This is a genomic window from Zobellia nedashkovskayae, assembly GCF_015330125.1.
GTDB lineage: Bacteria > Bacteroidota > Bacteroidia > Flavobacteriales > Flavobacteriaceae > Zobellia > Zobellia nedashkovskayae.
In genome coordinates, this window is sequence record NZ_JADDXR010000002.1 from 2,421,003 (window position 1) to 2,441,034 (window position 20,032).

Below are 20,032 nucleotides of genomic sequence, written 5' to 3' on the forward strand. Positions count from 1 at the left end.
TTTACTTAAAAAACCAATTCGTATGATACAATTTCGAACAACCGCTTTGTTGGTTCTTCTAACCATTTCATTTTCTGGAAACGCACAGGATTTTAAATTCGGAAAAGTTTCCGAAGAAGAGATAAAGGAAACCTTTAATCCTAGTGATTCTTCTGCTGCTGCTACTGTGTTGTATAGAAGTAAGGAAATTAGATTTAAATATAGTAGTGGCACTGGATTTAATGTGGTTACAGAAGTATTTGAGAGAATTAAAATCTATGATAAAGCAGGGTTTGATTATGCCACGGTATCTCAGTCGTTATACAGAAATAATAATGATATAGAAACTGTTTCTGGGTTAAAAGCATACACCTATTCATGGAAGAATGGTAAAATTGAAAAGAGCAAAATGGAAAAATCCGCTGTTTTCACTACTGAATTGAATAAATATAGAAATGAAGAAAAATTTACACTTCCAAATGTAAAAGAAGGTTGTGTAATTGAGTATCAATATAGAATAACATCGCCCTTCTATTATTCAATAGATGAAATTGCACTTCAATATGACATACCTATAAAACAGCAAGAAATCAGTATTTCAGCTCCAGAGTATTTTGTTTTTAAACCAAACATGAAAGGATATCTAGCGGTGAATCCAAAGTATAGTACAAAGTCTGATAAAATAAATTTCACAAATAAATCTAGAACTACAAGTGGAGGAGGATGGGGAGCAACATCTACAGAATACTCAAATCAAAGTATAGATTATAAAGTAAATACTACAGATTATAATATGACCAACGTACCTGCTTTAAATGAGGAGCCTTACGTGAACGATATGGATAATTATAGAAGTTCGGTAAACTATGAACTTCAGTATGTAAAATTTCCTCAGCAACTACAGGAAAATTATACCACCACATGGGAAGATGTAATTAAGAAAATATATAAAAGTGATGGTTTTGGAGGGCAATTAAAATCTACAAAATATTTTAAAGATGACCTCGAAATTTTACGGGGTAAAACATCGACTGAGACTGAATTGATGGGGGCTATCTTCTCACATGTGCAGGGGCGCATGAATTGGAATAATATATACGGATATTATGTAGATAAAGGAGTTAAAACTGCTTATAAGGAGCGAACTGGAAATATAGCAGACATCAATCTTATATTAACCGCAATGCTCCAAGGAGCTGGCCTGAACGCTAACCCTGTATTGGTAAGTACAAGAAATCATGGGGTGCCAATGTCTCCCACTAGAGAAGGTTTTAACTACGTAATTGCTTCGGTTGAAATGGATGGAAATTTACTATTGTTAGATGCAACCAACAAGTATGCTAGACCTAATTTATTACCCACACGAGCGCTAAACTGGTACGGAAAGAAGATTCAAAAAGATGGGTCTTCAGTTTCCGTAAATCTTTTTCCTTACAACCTTTCTGAGGAAAGTGTACAATTAAGTGTTAGGTTAAAAGAAAATGGGAGTATAGAGGGTAAGCAAAGGCATACTAATAAAGACTATAATGCCTATTTGTTCAGAAATAAATATGCAAATAGTGTTGAAGATGATTACCTAGAGAAATTGGAAAACAAAAACCATGGAATGGAAATATCTGATTACTCTATTAAAAATAAAGACGGTAAAGGTAAGCCTATATTAGAGAGTTATAGTTTTTCTTTAGACAATCAAGCAGACGTTGTGGGGGATAAAATATACTTTTCACCTTTGTTTCATCTTACGATGAACGAAAACCCTTTTAAACTGGAAGAAAGAGAATATCCAATAGATTTTACATTTCCTTGGCGAGAGAAATATATAGTGAACATTACCATTCCTGAAGGTTACGAAGTCACATCTTTACCGGAAAATGAGAATTTGACAATGGTTGATAAAATAGGAGGATTTCAATATCAGATTCTTGATAATGGAACGACATTACAACTTAGGGTTGATGTTAAGATAAACCAAGCGGTGATACCTGCAAACTACTATAATGGCTTAAAAGAATTGTTTAAAAATATCGTTGAAAAACAAACAGAAAAAGTAGTTTTATCAAAAATTACTTCTAATGGAACTACAGAAAGCTCAGGAAAGGGTAGATAACTGGATCAAAGAGCACGGCGTTCGTTATTTTAACGAACTTACTAATATGGCACAACTTACGGAAGAAGTAGGTGAGGTGGCTCGTATTATTGCGCGTAGGTATGGTGAGCAGAGTGAAAAAGAGTCGGACAAGAATAAAGATCTTGGAGAAGAATTAGCCGATGTTCTTTTTGTTACGCTCTGTTTGGCTAATCAAACAGGTGTAGACCTTCAAGATGCTTTTGACAAAAAACTCGATTTGAAAACAAAACGAGATCATGACCGTCATCACAATAATGAAAAGCTTAAATAGTGCTATATTTGGCAACTTGAATTTTACCCTGTCTACATTAGGGTAGAGAGGTAGATTTGGAAGCAAATCTACCTATTTTAAGAATCTATTAAAGAGAACAGCTTTTGAAACTACACCTATCCGCTCCGTCAAACAAATTACTACATAATAACATTCAGATTACTGGCTCAAAAAGTGAGTCTAACCGGTCTTTGTTGTTGCAAGCGTTGTACCCGAATATTAGCATAGAAAACCTTTCAAATTCTGATGATGCCGAGGTTATGCAAAAGGGACTTAAGATAGAGAACGGCGTAGTAGATATTCATCATGCTGGTACCGCAATGCGTTTTCTTACTGGTTATTTTGCTTCGCAAGAAGGAAAAGAAGTAACCCTTACAGGGTCACAACGTATGACCGAAAGGCCTGTAAAGGTTTTGGTGGAAGCGTTACAGAATTTAGGTGCTGAAATTTCGTATGAAAAAAATGATGGATATCCTCCAATTCGTATAAAAGGTAAGAAACTGGTAAAAAGCCAAGTAAGCCTTCCTGCTAATATTAGTAGCCAATATATTTCTTCTCTTTTGTTGATTGCTCCAAGCCTTCAAAATGGTTTAGAATTGGAACTGGTGGGCAAGATTACCTCTGTTCCTTATATAAAAATGACATTGGCTCTTTTATCTCAAATAGGTGTTGAAAATTCATTTGAAGGAAACACGATTAAGGTCTCTCCAAAACCAAGTGTTGAGAATGTTAATTTGGTGGTTGAGTCTGATTGGAGTTCTGCTTCTTACTATTATAGTATTGTAGCTTTGAGTGAGGTGGGGAGTAAAATTACTTTATCCGCATATAAAAATAATAGCCTCCAAGGGGATAGCGCGCTTCAGGAGTTATATACCGAATTTGGCGTAGAGACCCAATTCAAAGGAAATAGTGTAATTCTTAGAAAAACTGAAAACCCGAAAGAGCAAAAGGTTCAATTTGATTTGAGCAACGCGCCTGATATTGCCCAAACCATAGCTGTTACATGTTTTGGTTTGGGAATGGAGTGTCATTTGACGGGACTTCATACCCTTAAAATTAAAGAAACTGATCGCCTGGAAGCATTACATACAGAACTTTCAAAACTTGGTGCGAACATTACGGTTACGGACAAAGAGCTGACATTAAGTTTATCTGATACAATGCATACGGATATTGCTATAGATACCTACAATGATCATAGAATGGCAATGGCATTTGCTCCTTTGGCAATGAAAGTGCCGTTGTTTGTTAATGATGCAGGAGTAGTTTCAAAATCGTACCCAGATTTTTGGAAAGATTTAGAGAAATTGGGGTTTGTGTCTAAATCTGTATAAGTATTTGCAATTCAAGTTCTTGCGGGTATAATTTTGCTTTTTTGTAATTAGTTGGTTAATTAATTGACGATGGTAAAAAGGTATGTGTCAATATAATCGGTGTTTTACTTGACAACCCCTATCCGCACATCGTATATTTGCAACCGCAAAACTCTTAACTAAATTTCATAGATGAAACTATCGCACTTCCATTTTGAATTACCTGATAATTTATTGGCCGAGTACCCTGCTGAAAACAGGGATGAGTCCAAACTAATGGTTATTCACCGTGAAACCGGAAAAATAGAACATAAAATGTTCAAAGACCTTATCAATTATTTTGATGAAGGCGATGTAATGGTTTTGAATAACACCAAGGTTTTTCCTGCTCGTTTATACGGGAATAAGGAGAAAACTGGTGCAAGAATCGAAGTGTTTTTACTGCGTGAATTAAACGAGGAACAACGTCTTTGGGATGTTCTTGTTGATCCAGCCCGTAAAATACGTATCGGTAACAAATTGTACTTTGGAGAAGATGAGACGTTAGTAGCTGAGGTTATTGATAATACAACATCTAGAGGTAGAACATTGCGTTTTCTTTATGATGGTTCGTATATCGATTTTAGAAGAAAACTTCGTGAATTAGGTCAAACTCCGTTGCCAAAATATATCAAGAGAGATGTAGAGCCGGAAGATGAGGACCGTTACCAAACTATATATGCAAAGCATGAAGGAGCTGTTGCAGCACCAACTGCAGGTCTTCACTTCTCAAAGCACTTATTAAAGCGCCTTGAGATTAAAGGAGTTGATTTTGCAGAAGTAACGCTTCACGTTGGTTTAGGTACTTTCAATCCTGTTGAAGTTGAAGATTTGTCTAAGCACAAAATGGATAGCGAAGAGCTTTTTATTGATGAGAAAGCTACGGAGATAGTTAATAATGCACAGAAAAAGAAAAAACGTATTTGTGCTGTAGGTACTACAGTAATGCGTGGACTTGAAAGTGCGGTTTCTTCTCAACATACATTGAATACTTTTGATGGTTGGACAAATAAGTTTGTCTTTCCTCCATACGAATTCAGTATTGCTAACTGTATGGTTACTAATTTTCACTTGCCAAAATCAACTTTGTTGATGATGGTATCTGCTTTCATAGGTCATGATTTGATGAAGAAAGCATACAAAGAGGCAATTTTAGAGCAGTACAAGTTCTATTCTTATGGTGATGCAATGCTAATTATCTAGTTTTACCAAACTGGTAAAAACATAAATTTTAAAACCCTTCTTTATATTTTATTGAAAAGTATAGAAGGGTTTTTAGCTTCTAAAATGTGAAGGCACAAAAAAAGGACATACGGGCACTTACTAAAGAACAATTACGCGATTTCTTTGTTTCTAATGGAGACAAGGCTTTTCGTGGTAATCAGGTGTATGAATGGCTGTGGCAGAAAGCGGCTCATTCTTTTGAGGGGATGACTAACCTCTCAAAAGAGACTAGAGATATGCTAGAAGCTAATTTTGTGATCAACCACATTAAGGTAGATTTAATGCAGCGCAGCAGTGATGGCACGATTAAAAATGCCGTTCGTTTGCATGATGATTTAGTGGTGGAATCGGTTCTTATTCCAACTAAAACCAGAACTACGGCTTGTGTATCTAGTCAAGTTGGTTGTAGTCTTGATTGCCGGTTTTGTGCAACATCGCGTTTAAAACGTATGCGTAATCTAAATCCTGATGAAATATACGATCAGGTGGTTGCCATAGATAATGAGAGTCGCCTGTATTTTGATAAACCTTTGAGCAATATTGTTTTTATGGGTATGGGCGAGCCGCTCATGAATTATAACAATGTATTAAAAGCCATAGACAAGATTACTTCTCCGGAAGGCTTAGGTATGTCTCCTAAGCGTATTACCGTTTCTACATCTGGCGTACCCAAGATGATACGTAAAATGGCAGACGATGAAGTGAAATTTAAACTGGCGGTTTCGTTACATTCTGCTATTGATGAGATTCGTACGTCAATTATGCCTTTCAACGCTACTTTTACTTTAGCAGATTTGCGAGAAGCATTGGAATATTGGTATTCCAAAACAAAAAGTAGGATTACCTATGAGTATGTGGTTTGGGAGGGAATTAATGATTCTCAGTCTGATGTGGATGCCTTAGTGAGCTTCTGTAAATTTGCGCCTTCAAAAGTTAATCTTATTGAGTACAATCCTATAGATGATGGTGAGTTTCAACAGGCCTCAAATAGTGCAATAGATATGTACGTGAATACCTTGGAAAGAAACGGTATTGTAGTAACTGTAAGAAGGTCACGAGGTAAAGATATTGATGCAGCTTGTGGTCAGTTGGCCAATAAGCAATAAGCAATAGGCAATTCAAATTCTTGTACTTATATTTCTGCTTCAATTAGTACATATTTCTTACATTGAAATTTATATAGGTATAACTTTTATGCTTTTTGTGATTACTGATGTGAGCATACGATGTACTCTTTTCTTTTTACCTAAATTTATGCGCTTAAAATAGGTAGCAAACAAAACTTGAATTTTTGAAAATAGTATCGCAAATTAAGGAGCCTGTAAATCACGAAATGGAAATTTTCGAGGAAAAGTTCCGTGAGGCGATGTCTTCAAAAGTTGCGCTACTGAACCGCATAACCTATTACATTGTAAACCGAAAAGGTAAGCAAATGCGGCCCATGTTCGTATTTCTTACGGCAAAGATGCTCAACAATGGTGAGGTTAACGAGCGTACCTATCGTGGTGCATCGGTAATAGAGCTCATTCATACAGCTACTTTGGTGCATGATGATGTAGTTGATGAAAGCAATAAGCGCCGGGGCTTTTTCTCTATAAACGCCCTATGGAAAAATAAGATTGCTGTTTTGGTGGGTGATTACCTATTGTCAAAAGGACTTTTGCTGTCTATAGATAATGAAGATTTTGATCTTCTTAAAATTATATCCGTTGCAGTACGCGAAATGAGTGAGGGCGAATTGCTGCAAATTGAAAAAGCAAGACGTTTGGATATTACCGAAGATGTGTATTACAACATCATCCGTCAAAAGACCGCCACCTTAATTGCTGCGTGCTGTAGTTTGGGAGCTTGTTCAGTTCAACCACAATCATCAGATGTGGAAACCTTTAGAAAGTTTGGTGAGCTTTGTGGGATGGCTTTTCAGATAAAAGATGACCTCTTTGATTATGGGGAAGAGAAAATAGGAAAACCTACAGGAATAGATATTAAAGAGCAAAAAATGACCTTGCCTTTAATACATACACTTAATGTTTGTTCAAAATCAGATAAAAAGTGGCTTATCAATTCGGTGAAAAACCACAATAAAGATAAGAAGCGAGTTAAAGAAGTTATTGCTTTTGTAAAGGATAATGGAGGCTTAGATTATGCTGTTCAAAAAATGCTGCATTTTAAGGAAGAGGCGTTAAAAATACTATCTACTTATCCAAAATCAACCTATAGAGATTCACTTGAATTAATGGTGAACTACGTGGTGGACCGAAAAAAGTAATTTCATTATCCTTTAGTTTTTATTGACTTCAAAATATCAGTAAAAAAAACCTCCGTTAAAATACCATGATTGAGGGATTCTACGAAGGCTTAATTTTTCTAATAAATAATCACACTTTATAACAACTCAAAAGAAACAGATAAGTAATACATTTTCTTTTGTTCTGAGTTTCCGTAGTACATAGATTCTGCTATTTTCTGTGGATTCGTATCGTTAATGTATATAGCTTCTCCAATTTTTCTTCCAATTTTTTGTGCAATAGCGGTCGCTTTAACTTTGGCATCGTCAAAAGCTAGTTTTGCGTATTCAGCCATTTGCTCGTCGCTCAATTGAGCTTCAAGATTTGTGTCTGAACGGGTAACGCCAATAGCTTTTACATTAAGAAATTTCTCCATTTCTTCTATAGACTTCGTTTTGAACTCATAAACGGTACCTTCTTTTTCGTAACCGATAAGCGCATAATAAAGAGGCATTTCTTTAAGCTGTTCCTTCTTTATACCTGCTTTGGCCAAATTTTCAATATATCTATTTTTTACTTCTTCAATATTCATGGTCTGTGCATCGTAATACACATTATTAAGGCTTACAATCATTTTGCTGGAATATTCAGGGGAAATACTATACTCGTAAGCGCCATTAACGTTAATGTTATTTTTAGAATTATTTTGGGCAAAGGCCATAAATGAGAATACCATTAATATTATACTTGTTATTACTTTTTTCATGATGTTATTTTTATAAAGTTGTTGATTTAATTGTTTAACGGTTTTAGTGAATAGAAACTTATGCTACAGAGAATAAAAAAGAAGCAATAATCATCCAGCTTCCTACAGCTATGCCCAATAGTCCTAGTTTTCCTTGTTTAGGAGCAATTGTTTCTCGTAGCTCTTCCGCTCTAACTCGTGCCGCTGCATTATTGGATAAGAAAAATTTATTGATTAGACCTGAGCCTAACATGAAACCCAATCCTGCAGAAACTAGATTACCTGCTAAAAAAGTAATCCACCAAACTGGTGATGTACTTAACCATCCTAAGTTTAAAATGGCCGTAATGATACCCCAGACGCCCCAAAAGCAGAATATAATGCCAATCCAGCCTTGGTAGGGTTCTACTTTTTCCAAGAGTTCTTTTGCGTTTGGTTTTTTCGATAATAATAAAGATGGTACAGCTACGATACTTAATAAGACTAATGCAATTCCCCAGATCATAATTTTGTTTTTTAAGTTTGTAATAGGGTTAAAAATCTATGGTACAAAGTTGAGATAATGAATCCTGGTAAAATTCCCTTTCGCTAGCGAAAATGATATCCCTGAAAATAGGGGGTAACAAGATAGGGTTGTTGTTTAAATATGGATTGATAGAGCCTGTATTCATTTGGATAAAGCAATCGCTTCACAGGAGGTAATATTAGTTTTATTCAAAATTTCTAATATGAAAAAAATACTTTTACTTTTATTGGTCTGTAGTTCTTTTGTTGCTTGCAAAGAAGAAACGAAGGTTTCAAAGGAGGAAAAAAAAGAATTAGCGAATAGCGGCCCTACAACAGTAAAAACAGCCATAGGGTCTTTAGAGCTAGTGGCGCCTTTCTCATCTAAATCTGTCACGAAGGAGAGCAAAGTAATAGGTTGGCCAGAAGACAAAATACCAGTTGCGCCTGAAGGTTTCGTAGTAACAAGATTTGCGGATGATTTGAAACATCCACGGTGGACATATATCGCACCTAATGATGATATATTTGTAGCGGAAGCAGATACGAAGAACAGCGCCAATCAAATTACATTGCTCCGGGATTCAGATGAAGATGGTATCGTTGATAATCGCTATCTTTTTAAAGAGGGTCTCAACCAGAATTTTGGTATGTTGGTAATTGATGATTTTTTCTACATAGCAAATACGGATGGGCTATATCGTTATCCTTATAAGGAAGGTCAAACAAAACTTAGAGGCGATGGGGAGAAAATAGTGGAACTCTCGGCTAGTGGTTATAATAATCACTGGACTCGTAATATAATTACCAATAAGGACCGAGATAAAATTTATATTTCTGTTGGCTCGGCTAGCAACGTGGGTGAACAAGGAATGGAGAAAGAAGAGCGACGAGCCAATATTCTTGAAGTCAATTTAGATGGAACGGGAGAAATCGTTTATGCAGATGGATTGAGGAATCCAGTTGGTATGGATTGGAACCCAGTGACAGAAGAATTATGGACAGCAGTAAACGAGCGGGATAAAATAGGAGATAACCTAGTGCCAGATTATATCACAAGTGTTAAGAAAGGTGGTTGGTATGGTTGGCCATATAGCTATTATGGTAGTATAAATGATCCACGCTGGCAAGATGACCCACACCAAGATCTGGTAGATAAGGCAATTATTCCGGATGTTCCAGTGGGTAGCCATACCGCTTCTTTAGGTTTAACTTTTTATAAAGCAAATCAGTTTCCTGAAAAATATAGTAATGGGGCGTTTGTGGGTCAACATGGTTCTTGGAACAGAGCTCAGTTTTCTGGTTATAAGGTGGTTTTTGTGCCTTTTATTGATGGCAAGCCTCAAGCGCCAAAAGATTTTCTTTCTGGTTTTATTGCAAATGAGGAGGCTGGTGAGGTGTATGGAAGGCCTGTGTGTGTTGCGGTGGCAACAGATGGTTCTCTTCTGGTAAATGATGATGATAGCGGGATAATTTGGAGAATTAAAGCTAATTAGATAAATCCTAATTTTTAAATGTGGAATAGTGTCTTATCTTTAGACACTATTTTTATTTTTAACTGATTTGATTTCAAAAAACACAATTGATAAAGTTTACGAGACCGCCCGTTTAGAGGAGGTTATTGGCGATTTTGTACAATTGAAAAAATCAGGGTCTAACTTTAAGGGACTTAGTCCTTTTTCTGATGAACGATCACCAAGTTTTATGGTGTCTCCCGTAAAGCAGATTTGGAAAGATTTTAGTAGTGGAAAAGGGGGTAACGTGGTAGCGTTTTTAATGGAACATGAGCACTTTACTTATCCTGAGGCTATAAAGTACTTGGCTAAAAAGTATAATATTGAAATAGAGGAGACCGAGCGTACTGATGAGCAAAAGCAAGAAGCAGATGAGCGTGAAAGTATGTATCTGGTTTCGGAATTCGCCCAAAAGCATTTTGCTCAAATGCTTTGGGATACGGAATTAGGCAAGGCCATTGGGCTTAGCTATTTTAAGGAGAGAGGTTTTACTGAAGAGATTATAAAAAAATTTAATCTTGGATATTGTCTGGATCAATGGGATGGTTTTACCAAGGCGGCTTTGGATAACGGGTATAAATTAAAGTACCTGCAGCAAACAGGCCTTACAATCGTTAAAGAAGACGCTCAGAACCCAAATAACCCTAAGACGTTCGATCGTTTTAAAGGGCGGGTAATGTTTCCTATACACTCTATGAGTGGTAGAGTATTGGGTTTTGGAGGCCGTATTCTTGGAAATGATAAAAAGGCAGCCAAATATCTGAATTCTCCAGAAAGCGATATTTACCATAAGAGCAAGGTGCTTTACGGAATCTATCATGCCAAACAGTCTATAGCCAAAGAGGATAATTGCTATTTGGTGGAAGGCTACACAGATGTTATTCAGTTTTATCAAAGGGGAATCCATAATGTAGTTTCATCTAGTGGTACGGCATTGACACCTGATCAAATTCGCTTGATAAATAGGTTAACCAAAAACATCACTGTTCTTTTTGATGGCGACGCAGCGGGTCTACGGGCATCTTTACGTGGTATAGATTTGATTTTGGAGCAAGGAATGAACGTAAAGGTCTGTACTTTTCCAGAAGGGGAGGATCCAGATAGTTTTGCCAAGAATAATGCCCTAGAAGATGTACAGCTCTACTTAGAGGAAAAGTCACAGGATTTTATACAGTTTAAAGCGGGGCTTTTGGCTCAAGAAGCAGCCAACGACCCTATAAAGAGAGCGGATACGGTTAGGGATATCATACAGAGTATTTCAAAAATACCGGATGCCATAAAGCGGGAAATCTATATTCAGGAGTGTGCCAATATCATGAAGGTATCGGAAGGTGTGCTATTCAGTACACTGGCACAGATGGGTAAAAAAGAATCTTCGGATGCTTCTAAAAATCAAAAACCAGAGCAAAAAGCCTTTGATGTAGTTAAGAACGAAGCTCCGCAGGAAAAAGTAGATGTACAATATTTGTTGGAGCGCAAGATTATAGAGTTATTATTGTTGTACGGAGGTGAAAAGGAAGAATTTGAAGATTTGGTACTGAAAGAAAGTGAATCGGGTGATTTGGTGTTGGAACCGGAATCTGTTGAAGCTAAAGTTTACGAAAAGATTTATTTAGATCTTCAGGATGATGAGATTGAATTGGCCAATGAACAGTTTCGGCAGATTTATTCTAAACTTATTGAGGCATTGAATCAAGAGGCAGACTTTACTATAAGTAAATTTCTGAGTGGCCTTGATCAACAGTTGGTATCCGAAATTTCTTCAATCTTAATGGAGGAAGAAAAATATACATTACATAGTTGGGAACGGAAAGATATCTATCCTAAAAAAAAGGAAGTAGGGGTAGCGCAGTTGGTAAGCGAGACTATTTTGACCTTACGTTGTTTTCTCATTAAAAAGCGCATGACCGCTTTGCAAGATAATACCAAAGAAAGCGTAGAAGACCATAGGGAAACCCTAGAGGAAATCATGAACTATTTACAGCTCAATAAGCTGCTCAATAAGAAATTGAATCGAGTATTTTCTTAACTATAACTTCGTGAACATTAAAAATTAGGCACAAAAAAACCCTAACGGAAATCATCAGGGTTTGTACGTGTTACGAATGTAAACTTTTTAATAAAGTTCTAGTGCTTTTGCTTGTTGCAAAAGATCTACCATGTTGTCTACGTTCAATTTCTTCATCAAACGAGCCTTGTAGGTGCTCACTGTTTTTTCGTTTAAGTTCAAACCGATGGCAACATCTTTGTTACGCTTTCCGCTGGCTAATAACTTAAGTACTTCAACCTCACGAGTAGAAAGTTTTCTAAAGAACCTTCTTGGTTTCTGGGTACCTTCATCAAAAGCTAAACGTTGCGCAAGTTCATTTGTAATGAACATATTGCCTTCGCTTACTTTTTTAACTGCTGTTATGATGTAGTCTATGTCTGAAGCTTTTGAAAGATATCCAAAGGCACCTGCGCGAATTGTACTTAGTGCATATACGTCTTCAGATTGACCGCTATACATTAATACTCTAACACTTGGGTACTCTTTTTTGATTTTTCGCAGCGTGGCGATTCCGTTGATTTCCGGAATGTCCATCTCCAGCATTACTACATCAGGATTTACACTCTCCAATTTCTCGAAGAGTTCAGAAGTGGTGGCTACCGCACCCACCATTTCAAATCCATTAGCAGATTCAAGAACATTTGTCACTCCCATTCTAATAATAGGATGGTTGTCTGCAATCAATACTTTAATCATGTTGATAGTTTTAATCTAGATTATAAACGTTAATCGTACGTCTAAAATACTGACATGCAATGTAAGGTTTAAAAATCTAATTCTTTAAACAAAACTGGTGTTTTTTTCACTAAATAGGCCTGTTTTATGAATTTATTCGATTAGATTACCGTATTTACGGATTAATTGCTAAAAAAGCCTGTGCGGAATTTCGCAAACAGGTATCGGATTCATCTTGTGCTTATTAGCTGTATTAAGTTTTGTGTAAATAAGAAAGACTTCCTTCTCTCTGTCAGTAAAATCGCTTACATTTTTACCTTTATCTTGCATTTCCATAGCCCATTCCAACTCAGGGTAGCTAGCTCCTATCTGATCTTCATCAGTCCTGTCGTCTCCCCATAGTCCATCTGTGGGAGCTGCCTTTTGAATATCCATATTGATATTCAAATAGTTGGCTATTTCATAAACTTGAGTCTTCAAAAGATCGGCAATTGGACTTAAATCTACGCCTCCATCTCCATATTTGGTGTAAAATCCTACGCCGAAATCTTCTACCTTATTTCCTGTTCCGGCCACTAAATAGCCTTCTAAAGCAGCAAAATAATAAAGGGTGGTCATCCGTAAGCGTGCCCTGGTATTTGCCAAGGACATGAAACGCTCTTCCTCATTCTCTACTGCAGGAAGGGTAGCTATAAGGCTGTCAAATACGGGAGTAAGGTTAACTGGCTGTCTTTTGACCTTGTCAAAATTGGTCTGTAGCCAATCAATATGCTTAGAAGCACGAGACGCTTGGTTCTCAGCTTGGTGTATGGGCATCTCCAGGCACATAAGCTCAAGACCGGTTTTGGCGCATAGTGTAGAAGTAACCGCAGAGTCTATTCCTCCGGATATTCCTATGACAAAACCCTTCATATTTGCATTTACTGCATATTCTTTTAACCAGTTTACTATGTAATCTACTACCTTTTCTGTCTGCATAGGATGTTCATTATGTCTAGATCGACTAACTTTGTGAGCTTAAAAATAACGTCTTGCGGTTAAATATTGAAATGTATCGGAAATTACTTTGCAATTATGTCCCTGTTTTTGCCATTTTTATAATTTCAGTCTTGTTTTTAGGTTGTAATGAGAGTCCAAAGGTCTCTGAAGATGTCAAGAAGATAAATGTAGAACTACTAGTAGATAGGTTCGATTCTGAGTTTGCTGCTGCAACTCCAGAGAGTCTCCCTGCTTTAAAGGGTAAATATCCATATCTGTTCCCAGTACAATATGCAGATAGTATTTGGGTAGCTAAAATGAAAGATACCATTCAGATAGAACTCTTATCTGAAGTAGAAAAAAAGTTTTCGGATTTTTCCCAAGAAGAAGAATCTTTGGAACTTTTATTCAAACATATTAAATATTACTATCCACAGTTTGATACTCCCAAGGTGGTTACGGTAATTTCGGATGTGGACTATAGCAATCGTATAATCTTAACAGATACCCTTCTTCTTATTGGGTTGGATAATTATTTGGGTCCTGAACATCGTTTTTATCACGACATTCAAAATTATATAAGTGCAGATTTAGATAGTCAATATCTGGCTGTTGATGTGGCAAGTGCCTTTGCTAAAAAGGTAGTGCCTAGGCCTCGAGAACGTACATTTCTTGCGCAGCTTATTTATTATGGAAAAGAATTGTATTTGAAAGATAAATTACTGCCATTAGCGACGGATGCTCAAAAAATAAATTATTCAGAAGACCAATTTTTATGGGCTGAAGCCAATGAACAGGCTATTTGGCGTAATTTTATTGAGAGTGAGTATTTATACAGTACAGAAAATACTTTGGGTAGACGATTTCTAGATCCGGCCCCATTTTCTAAATTTGGATTAGAGTTGGATAATGAATCACCCGGACGTATAGGTCGCTATGTAGGATGGCAGATTGTACGTTCTTTTATGGATAAGAATGAGGTAACGTTACAACAAATGTTGAACTTGCCAGCAGAGGAAATATTTAAAAAATCAAATTACAAACCAAGAAAATAATATGTCAAAACTTCATACTTCAGAAATAACGTTAAGGGTAGGTTTAGATGAGAATCAAGTACCTGAAGAGCTTACGTGGTCTGCACAAGATGGCGGTATAGAGAATGAAAAGGCAAAAGCTATGCTTTTATCTGTTTGGGATAGTAAAAATCAAGAGTCGCTTAAAATTGACCTTTGGACAAAAGATATGCCTGTTGATGAAATGAAATTGTTTTTTCATCAGACTTTGGTTTCGTTGTCAGATACTTTCATGAAAGCCACTCAAGACGAGAAAATGACGGCTACTATGAAAGATTTCTGTGCATACTTTGCTGAAAAACTAGATTTAAAATAATACCTATTGTTAGTTGGTCATAGGCACTTCCATCAAAAGGATTTTTGAGTTTTCATTGTAAGTGATGTCAATTTTATCAGTATCTTCAATACCAAGGCCATCCCTTTTTTCTAGCGCAATACCGTTCACGGTACTTTTTCCTTCCAATAGAAAAATGTAAACTCCGTTGGCGGTATCTTTTAGAGTGTAGGTGCTTGCTTCGTCTTTATCAAACTCTCCTAAGCTAAACCAAGAGTTTTGATGAATCCAAATACCTTCGTCATCTGTATTGGGAGAAACAATTTGCTGTAAGTTGTTCTTTAGACTGCCCTGAGCTAGAGTAATCTGATCATAACGAGGGGTAACATTAACCTTGTTAGGAAGAATCCAAATCTGCAGGAACTTTACCTGTTGGTTGTGGCTTTTGTTCTTTTCGCTATGTTGTATCCCATTTCCTGCGCTCATGGCCTGTATATCGCCTTGGCGAATAACCGTTGTGTTTCCCATGTCATCTTTGTGCTCTAGGTCACCTTCTAAGGGAATGGAGATGATTTCCATATTGCTATGTCCGTGGGTGCCAAAACCCATGCCTGCAGCTACCTCGTCATCATTTAAAACTCGTAATACACCAAAACTCATCCGGTCTGGATTATTATAACTGCCAAAGCTGAAAGTGTGATAGCTGTTAAGCCAGCCATGGTTGGCATGACCTCTGGTATCTGCTTTGTGGAGTGTAGTGCGCATAAGGGTTATAGGGTTAAGTTTATAAATGTTCTATTTTGGAGATTGTCCTGTTTTAAATAGAGTAATGGTATAATCCAGTAATTCTATGCCACCATAATCCCCGTGTCCTGGAATAACGATTTTAAGGTCTGGATAAGCTGTTTTTATTTTTGCAATAGTCTTACTCCATTCTCCAACATTCGCATCGCCAAGATAGCCTTTGGTGGCGTTGAGCGATTTAACGGGGCAGCCTCCAAAGAGTAAATGCTCATTGGGTATATAACTTACAATATTATCTTTAGTATGTGCTTCTCCAAAATGCCTATTGAATATTTTTTGATTTCCTAGAGTCAGTTCATTTTCTGTGTCAAAGCCAATTTGTGGGACTGGATTTCCTTCATTTTTGGCGAGCTCTATGGTTGCATTGTTTGCATAGGAATGAATATTTAGTTCATTAAAAGCTTCTATGCCCCCAAGGCAATCATCATGAAAGTGATTCACAACCACTGCTTTTATGTTATGATGCTTAGTTTTTGTAATCCACTGTATCAGTTCATTTGATGTTTCGGTGTCGGTAGGGGTGTCAAAAACTATAGCTTCACCGTCATTCATATAAACAAGTCCATTGCAAGCTACCTTTCCATAGTCGTTTGTAGATAAATAGGAGATGTGAATAAAGCTATTTTTGGAAACAGGAATTATTTTTAAGGTTTCGCTACTGTAAGTTGTTTGAGTTTTATGTGACTTACAGTTTAGCAATATGAAAGCGCAGAACAAAATTGATATGGGCAATTTGTAGGTCATATTTCATGCTCTTTTTAGTTATATAAATATATAGTTTTAACTTACAATAATGAAAGATTCAAATATTCAAAAACTCATTTTTATTTATAATGCAGATTCAGGTTTAAAAAATGCATTGTTGGATAGTGCTCATAAGATTTTGAGTCCAAGTACCTATGATTGTAAGCTGTGCGATATAACTTTTGGAGTTTTTACGGAAGATAAAGTTTGGAAAAAATTTAGAGAGGAAACCAATCTAGAAATGGAGTTTCTTCATAAAGATGAATATAAGAAGCAGTATGCCTCTAAATTTGGGAATAAGTATACTTTTCCTATAATTCTGGCTCAGGTAGATAACGATTTGCAAGTTTTTGTAGGTACGAAGGAAATGAATAATCTTGAGGATGCAGAATCGCTAACGAAAATTATTCAGGAAAGAACAAAAGCTTAAATCTTAGTGGCTTTGAAAAAGTCGGTATTGATGTTGTCTATGAAGTTCAATACATCATCACGGCCATAGCCTTTGGATGAGGAGGTGATAAAGTAAGAAGGAGCTTCCTCCCAAACACCGTCTAATAACTCCGCAATGTATTTGTTTACATTTTCTTCTATTACTTTTGGCTTTATTTTATCTGCCTTGGTAAAAATAATAGAGAACGGAATGTTGTTTTCGCCCATCCACTCCATAAACTCCAGGTCTATTTTTTGAGGCTCGTGACGGATATCCACTAAAATAAAAGCGCAAACCAATTGCTCACGTTTTACAAAATAATCAGTTATATATTTCTGAAAAGTACTTTTACTCTTTTTGGAAACTCGGGCGTAACCATAGCCAGGTAAATCTACCAGAAACCAATTTTCATTGATTTTAAAGTGATTGATTAATTGTGTTTTTCCAGGGCGACCAGAGGTCTTTGCTAGGCTTTTTCTTTCGGTAAGACTATTGATCAATGAAGATTTACCTACGTTAGAACGACCAATAAAGGCGTATTCTGGTAGGGGCTCGTTGGGGCATCTTGCCACATCGGTATTACTGATTATAAATTTTGCCGATTTAATGTGCACCTTGTAAATTTATTTTAAGAAGCTTGTAGTTGCGGTGGTTAAAATCCTCGTTTGGTTAACCAACCGTCTAAAATTTCGTTGAACTTATCCGGGTTTTCCATCATAGGGGCATGGCCACATTTATCGATCCAGAACAAGTCAGAATCAGGTAGTAGCTCATGAAAAAGGTCTGCAACATCAGGTGGTGTAACTGTATCGTTTTTCCCCCAAATAATACATATTGGCGTATTCATTTTAGGAAGGTCACTAGCCATGTTATGACGTATTGCACTTTTTGCAATTGCCAAGGTCTTTAAGGTTTTTACGCGGTTGTTTACAGTTGCAAAGACTTCGTCTACAATTTCTTTGGTAGCAATAGCGGGGTCATAAAAAACATCCTGTGCTTTTTTCTTTATGAACTCATAGTCGCCACGTCTTGGATAACCATCTCCCATGGCGCTTTCATACAATCCCGAGCTTCCGGTAATGATTAGTGCCTTTACAAATTTAGGGTAAAGTTTGGTGTGCAAAAGACCTATGTGGCCTCCAAGTGAATTACCTAATAATATAACATCTTTTAGCCCTTTGAACTCAATAAATTTAGCTAAGAATTTAGCAAATTGCTTGACGTTCGTCTTAAGCATTGGCATGTCGTAAATAGGCAGTTCTGGTATGAGAATTTTATAGCCTTTTTTAGGAAAGTATTCGGAAACACCTTGAAAATTGCTAAGCCCTCCCATAAGACCGTGTAAAATAATGATAGGTGTACCTTCACCTATTTCTATATACCGGAATTTTCCTTCTGTAATTAAATTTTCTTCCATTCAAGATACTTCTTGGTCTGTTCGTCAAAGATAGGCATTATCCTATTATGACTTTAATACAAGTATAGACCAATAAAGCGAGAATTGGCTATAATTTTTCATTCCACACTTAAAAACACACTTTTTTAGGGTGAAATTTTGACTAGAATTTATGCCCAAAACCCACTAGTTATTAACAAAGTGGTAATTAGTGGTAAAATGTGGTAATAAAATGTGTAGTTTTGAGTTATAGTATTGTAAAACAGCTTTTTTAAGTGATAAATTTCATTGGAACATACGATTGTAAGGCCGATGCCAAAGGTAGGGTAATGATCCCGGTTGCCCTAAAAAATCAGATGTCTCCTATTTTGAATCAAAGTTTTGTCATCAAAAGATCTGTTTTTCAGCCATGTTTAGAATTGTACCCAATGGAGGAGTGGAATCTTCTTATGGAGAAAATGAACAAGAAGAACCGTTTCAAGAAAAAGAATAATGATTTTATCCGTCGTTTTTCTGCCGGTGTAAAGGTTATTGAAATAGACGGTACAGGTAGAATGTTGATTCCTAAAAACCTTGTTGAGATTGCTAATATCTCTAAAGAAGTGGTTTTAAGTTCGGCAATCAACATTATTGAAATTTGGGACAAGGATAGTTACGAAAAAGTATTAGAAGAAACCGCAGAGGATTTTGCCGAATTAGCAGAAGAGGTAATGGGCGATGACGGAGATGACGAAAGCTATGTATCATAATCCAGTTTTATTAGAGGAGTCGGTAAACGGGCTCAATATTAAGGAAGACGGAGTCTACGTTGATGTCACTTTTGGTGGTGGTGGACATTCTAAACAAATATTAAAGCAGTTGGGGAGCAAAGGGAAACTATTTGCTTTTGATCAAGATGAAGATGCACTTGCAAACACTTTAGGTGATGAGCGGTTTACGTTGATCAACGAGAATTTCAGGTTCGTCAAGCAGTTTTTGAAGTTCTATGGCATTCGGAAAGTAGATGGCATTTTGGCCGATTATGGTGTTTCATCGCATCAGTTCGATAAAGCGGAACGCGGGTTCTCAACTAGGTTTGATGCGGATTTGGATATGCGTATGAGCAAAAGAAATCTTTTGTCCGCTTACGATGTGGTGAATACGTATGATTATGATGATTTAAGAAAGGTTCTTTTTCAATACGGCGATTTGCGAAATGCAAATGCCATGGCAAAGACCATTTTGGCGAAAAGAGAAGAGGAGCCCATCAAAACAACTGAAAAATTAAAAGAGGTGTTGCGGGCATTTTTGCCCAATGCAAAAGAACATAAAATATTGGCTCAGATTTATCAGGCCATTCGTATTGAGGTTAATCAGGAGATAGCGGTTATTGAAGAGTTTTTGCTTCAAACACCGGAATTGTTAGATGTTGGTGGACGGTTAAGCATTATCAGTTATCATTCTTTGGAAGATAGGTTGGTGAAGCGTTTTATACGAGAAGGACAGTTTCAAGGAGAGGCTCCAAAAGATTTTTATGGAAATATAGATGTTCCGTTTAAAAAAGTTGGGCCACTAATCGTTCCATCCAGAGAAGAAATTTCAAAGAATAACCGCGCTCGCAGTGCTAAATTGAGAATTGCAGAACGCATATAGGTATTGAAGTAAGAAAATTGAAAAGAGAGAA

At 36.7% G+C, this 20,032-nt stretch carries 21 protein-coding genes; 13 read left to right on the forward strand and 8 right to left on the reverse strand.

What is annotated here, in order from left to right; genetic code table 11:
* The first annotated feature begins 22 nt into the window (after nt 1-22).
* The 6 genes from IWB64_RS10110 (at nt 23) to IWB64_RS10135 (ending at nt 7,223) form a co-directional block, all read left to right on the forward strand.
* Nucleotides 23-2,086 (forward strand): DUF3857 domain-containing protein, encoded by a 2,064-nt coding sequence (locus IWB64_RS10110; protein ID WP_194533890.1) that lies wholly within the window; start codon nt 23-25, stop codon nt 2,084-2,086.
* Nucleotides 2,052-2,378 (forward strand): nucleotide pyrophosphohydrolase, encoded by a 327-nt coding sequence (locus IWB64_RS10115; RefSeq protein WP_194533891.1) that lies wholly within the window; start codon nt 2,052-2,054, stop codon nt 2,376-2,378. Before IWB64_RS10110 ends, IWB64_RS10115 begins: the two co-directional genes overlap by 35 nt.
* Nucleotides 2,379-2,482: 104 nt before the next feature.
* Nucleotides 2,483-3,712: a 3-phosphoshikimate 1-carboxyvinyltransferase gene (gene aroA, locus IWB64_RS10120; RefSeq protein WP_194533892.1), complete on the forward strand. Its 1,230-nt coding sequence runs from the start codon at nt 2,483-2,485 to the stop codon at nt 3,710-3,712.
* A 171-nt stretch (nt 3,713-3,883) separates the two neighbouring features.
* Nucleotides 3,884-4,933 (forward strand): tRNA preQ1(34) S-adenosylmethionine ribosyltransferase-isomerase QueA, encoded by a 1,050-nt coding sequence (gene queA, locus IWB64_RS10125; RefSeq protein ID WP_155597669.1) that lies wholly within the window; start codon nt 3,884-3,886, stop codon nt 4,931-4,933.
* An 86-nt stretch (nt 4,934-5,019) separates the two neighbouring features.
* Nucleotides 5,020-6,060 carry a 23S rRNA (adenine(2503)-C(2))-methyltransferase RlmN gene (gene rlmN, locus IWB64_RS10130; protein WP_194533893.1) on the forward strand — a complete coding sequence of 347 codons (1,041 nt, stop codon included), beginning with the start codon at nt 5,020-5,022 and terminating at the stop codon, nt 6,058-6,060.
* A 185-nt stretch (nt 6,061-6,245) separates the two neighbouring features.
* On the forward strand, nt 6,246-7,223 hold the full coding sequence (locus IWB64_RS10135; RefSeq protein WP_194533894.1) for a polyprenyl synthetase family protein: 978 nt from the start codon (nt 6,246-6,248) through the stop codon (nt 7,221-7,223).
* 116 nt (nt 7,224-7,339) lie between these two features.
* On the opposite strand, the gene IWB64_RS10140 is transcribed toward IWB64_RS10135, so the two are convergent.
* Both IWB64_RS10140 and IWB64_RS10145 read right to left on the reverse strand, forming a co-directional pair.
* Nucleotides 7,340-7,948, reverse strand: a complete 609-nt coding sequence (locus IWB64_RS10140; RefSeq protein ID WP_194533895.1) for an SIMPL domain-containing protein — start codon at nt 7,946-7,948, stop codon at nt 7,340-7,342.
* Nucleotides 7,949-8,006: 58 nt separating this feature from the next.
* Nucleotides 8,007-8,432 (reverse strand): hypothetical protein, encoded by a 426-nt coding sequence (locus tag IWB64_RS10145; protein WP_194533896.1) that lies wholly within the window; start codon nt 8,430-8,432, stop codon nt 8,007-8,009.
* Between the two features lie 223 nt (nt 8,433-8,655).
* Here IWB64_RS10145 and IWB64_RS10150 point away from each other — a divergent pair, with 223 nt between their 5' ends.
* Nucleotides 8,656-9,927, forward strand: a complete 1,272-nt coding sequence (locus IWB64_RS10150; protein WP_194533897.1) for a PQQ-dependent sugar dehydrogenase — start codon at nt 8,656-8,658, stop codon at nt 9,925-9,927.
* Nucleotides 9,928-9,994: 67 nt separating this feature from the next.
* On the forward strand, nt 9,995-11,974 hold the full coding sequence (dnaG, locus tag IWB64_RS10155; protein WP_194533898.1) for a DNA primase: 1,980 nt from the start codon (nt 9,995-9,997) through the stop codon (nt 11,972-11,974).
* Between the two features lie 87 nt (nt 11,975-12,061).
* Here the strand turns inward: dnaG and IWB64_RS10160 are convergent, their stop codons facing one another.
* A complete protein-coding gene (locus IWB64_RS10160; RefSeq protein ID WP_155597664.1) occupies nt 12,062-12,691 on the reverse strand; it encodes a response regulator in 630 nt (209 codons plus the stop codon).
* 168 nt (nt 12,692-12,859) lie between these two features.
* Nucleotides 12,860-13,648 carry an NAD(+) synthase gene (nadE, locus tag IWB64_RS10165; protein ID WP_194533899.1) on the reverse strand — a complete coding sequence of 263 codons (789 nt, stop codon included), beginning with the start codon at nt 13,646-13,648 and terminating at the stop codon, nt 12,860-12,862.
* 71 nt (nt 13,649-13,719) lie between these two features.
* Between nadE and gldB the strand changes: the two genes are divergently transcribed.
* Nucleotides 13,720-14,703: a gliding motility lipoprotein GldB gene (gldB, locus tag IWB64_RS10170; protein WP_194535857.1), complete on the forward strand. Its 984-nt coding sequence runs from the start codon at nt 13,720-13,722 to the stop codon at nt 14,701-14,703.
* 1 nt (nt 14,704) lies between these two features.
* Nucleotides 14,705-15,037 carry a gliding motility protein GldC gene (gene gldC, locus IWB64_RS10175; RefSeq protein WP_194533900.1) on the forward strand — a complete coding sequence of 111 codons (333 nt, stop codon included), beginning with the start codon at nt 14,705-14,707 and terminating at the stop codon, nt 15,035-15,037.
* 9 nt (nt 15,038-15,046) lie between these two features.
* On the opposite strand, the gene IWB64_RS10180 is transcribed toward gldC, so the two are convergent.
* Complete coding sequence (locus IWB64_RS10180) at nt 15,047-15,760, reverse strand: pirin family protein (protein WP_194533901.1); 714 nt, start codon at nt 15,758-15,760, stop codon at nt 15,047-15,049.
* Between the two features lie 30 nt (nt 15,761-15,790).
* Nucleotides 15,791-16,543 (reverse strand): subclass B1 metallo-beta-lactamase, encoded by a 753-nt coding sequence (gene bla / locus IWB64_RS10185; RefSeq protein WP_194533902.1) that lies wholly within the window; start codon nt 16,541-16,543, stop codon nt 15,791-15,793.
* A 49-nt stretch (nt 16,544-16,592) separates the two neighbouring features.
* Here bla and IWB64_RS10190 point away from each other — a divergent pair, with 49 nt between their 5' ends.
* Entirely contained in the window at nt 16,593-16,973 is a 381-nt protein-coding gene (locus IWB64_RS10190) for a GTPase (protein WP_194533903.1), read from the forward strand.
* Here the strand turns inward: IWB64_RS10190 and yihA are convergent.
* Nucleotides 16,970-17,587: a ribosome biogenesis GTP-binding protein YihA/YsxC gene (yihA, locus tag IWB64_RS10195; protein ID WP_194533904.1), complete on the reverse strand. Its 618-nt coding sequence runs from the start codon at nt 17,585-17,587 to the stop codon at nt 16,970-16,972. The two genes, IWB64_RS10190 and yihA, sit on opposite strands and share 4 nt — an antisense overlap.
* A gap of 38 nt (nt 17,588-17,625) precedes the next feature.
* Nucleotides 17,626-18,390 (reverse strand): alpha/beta fold hydrolase, encoded by a 765-nt coding sequence (locus IWB64_RS10200; protein ID WP_194533905.1) that lies wholly within the window; start codon nt 18,388-18,390, stop codon nt 17,626-17,628.
* 254 nt (nt 18,391-18,644) lie between these two features.
* On the opposite strand from IWB64_RS10200, the gene mraZ reads away from it, so the two are divergent.
* The gene (mraZ, locus tag IWB64_RS10205) at nt 18,645-19,118 is read left to right on the forward strand and encodes a division/cell wall cluster transcriptional repressor MraZ (protein ID WP_194533906.1); all 474 of its coding nucleotides are present in this window, start codon (nt 18,645-18,647) and stop codon (nt 19,116-19,118) included.
* Nucleotides 19,096-20,001 carry a 16S rRNA (cytosine(1402)-N(4))-methyltransferase RsmH gene (rsmH, locus tag IWB64_RS10210; protein WP_226976018.1) on the forward strand — a complete coding sequence of 302 codons (906 nt, stop codon included), beginning with the start codon at nt 19,096-19,098 and terminating at the stop codon, nt 19,999-20,001. Before mraZ ends, rsmH begins: the two co-directional genes overlap by 23 nt.
* Nucleotides 20,002-20,032: the final 31 nt, after the last annotated feature.

What these genes read in the sequence shown, in the direction of transcription:
- IWB64_RS10110 (WP_194533890.1), top strand. Translation starts at nt 23, where the DNA reads ATGATACAATTTCGAACAACCGCTTTGTTGGTTCTTCTAACCATTTCA.
- rsmH (WP_226976018.1), top strand. Translation starts at nt 19,096, where the DNA reads ATGACGAAAGCTATGTATCATAATCCAGTTTTATTAGAGGAGTCGGTA.
- IWB64_RS10115 (WP_194533891.1), top strand. Translation starts at nt 2,052, where the DNA reads ATGGAACTACAGAAAGCTCAGGAAAGGGTAGATAACTGGATCAAAGAG.
- IWB64_RS10190 (WP_194533903.1), top strand. Translation starts at nt 16,593, where the DNA reads ATGAAAGATTCAAATATTCAAAAACTCATTTTTATTTATAATGCAGAT.
- IWB64_RS10150 (WP_194533897.1), top strand. Translation starts at nt 8,656, where the DNA reads ATGAAAAAAATACTTTTACTTTTATTGGTCTGTAGTTCTTTTGTTGCT.
- queA (WP_155597669.1), top strand. Translation starts at nt 3,884, where the DNA reads ATGAAACTATCGCACTTCCATTTTGAATTACCTGATAATTTATTGGCC.
- IWB64_RS10160 (WP_155597664.1), bottom strand. Translation starts at nt 12,691, where the DNA reads ATGATTAAAGTATTGATTGCAGACAACCATCCTATTATTAGAATGGGA.
- bla (WP_194533902.1), bottom strand. Translation starts at nt 16,543, where the DNA reads ATGACCTACAAATTGCCCATATCAATTTTGTTCTGCGCTTTCATATTG.
- gldC (WP_194533900.1), top strand. Translation starts at nt 14,705, where the DNA reads ATGTCAAAACTTCATACTTCAGAAATAACGTTAAGGGTAGGTTTAGAT.
- IWB64_RS10200 (WP_194533905.1), bottom strand. Translation starts at nt 18,390, where the DNA reads ATGGAAGAAAATTTAATTACAGAAGGAAAATTCCGGTATATAGAAATA.
- gldB (WP_194535857.1), top strand. Translation starts at nt 13,720, where the DNA reads ATGTATCGGAAATTACTTTGCAATTATGTCCCTGTTTTTGCCATTTTT.
- IWB64_RS10180 (WP_194533901.1), bottom strand. Translation starts at nt 15,760, where the DNA reads ATGCGCACTACACTCCACAAAGCAGATACCAGAGGTCATGCCAACCAT.
- nadE (WP_194533899.1), bottom strand. Translation starts at nt 13,648, where the DNA reads ATGCAGACAGAAAAGGTAGTAGATTACATAGTAAACTGGTTAAAAGAA.
- IWB64_RS10145 (WP_194533896.1), bottom strand. Translation starts at nt 8,432, where the DNA reads ATGATCTGGGGAATTGCATTAGTCTTATTAAGTATCGTAGCTGTACCA.
- IWB64_RS10140 (WP_194533895.1), bottom strand. Translation starts at nt 7,948, where the DNA reads ATGAAAAAAGTAATAACAAGTATAATATTAATGGTATTCTCATTTATG.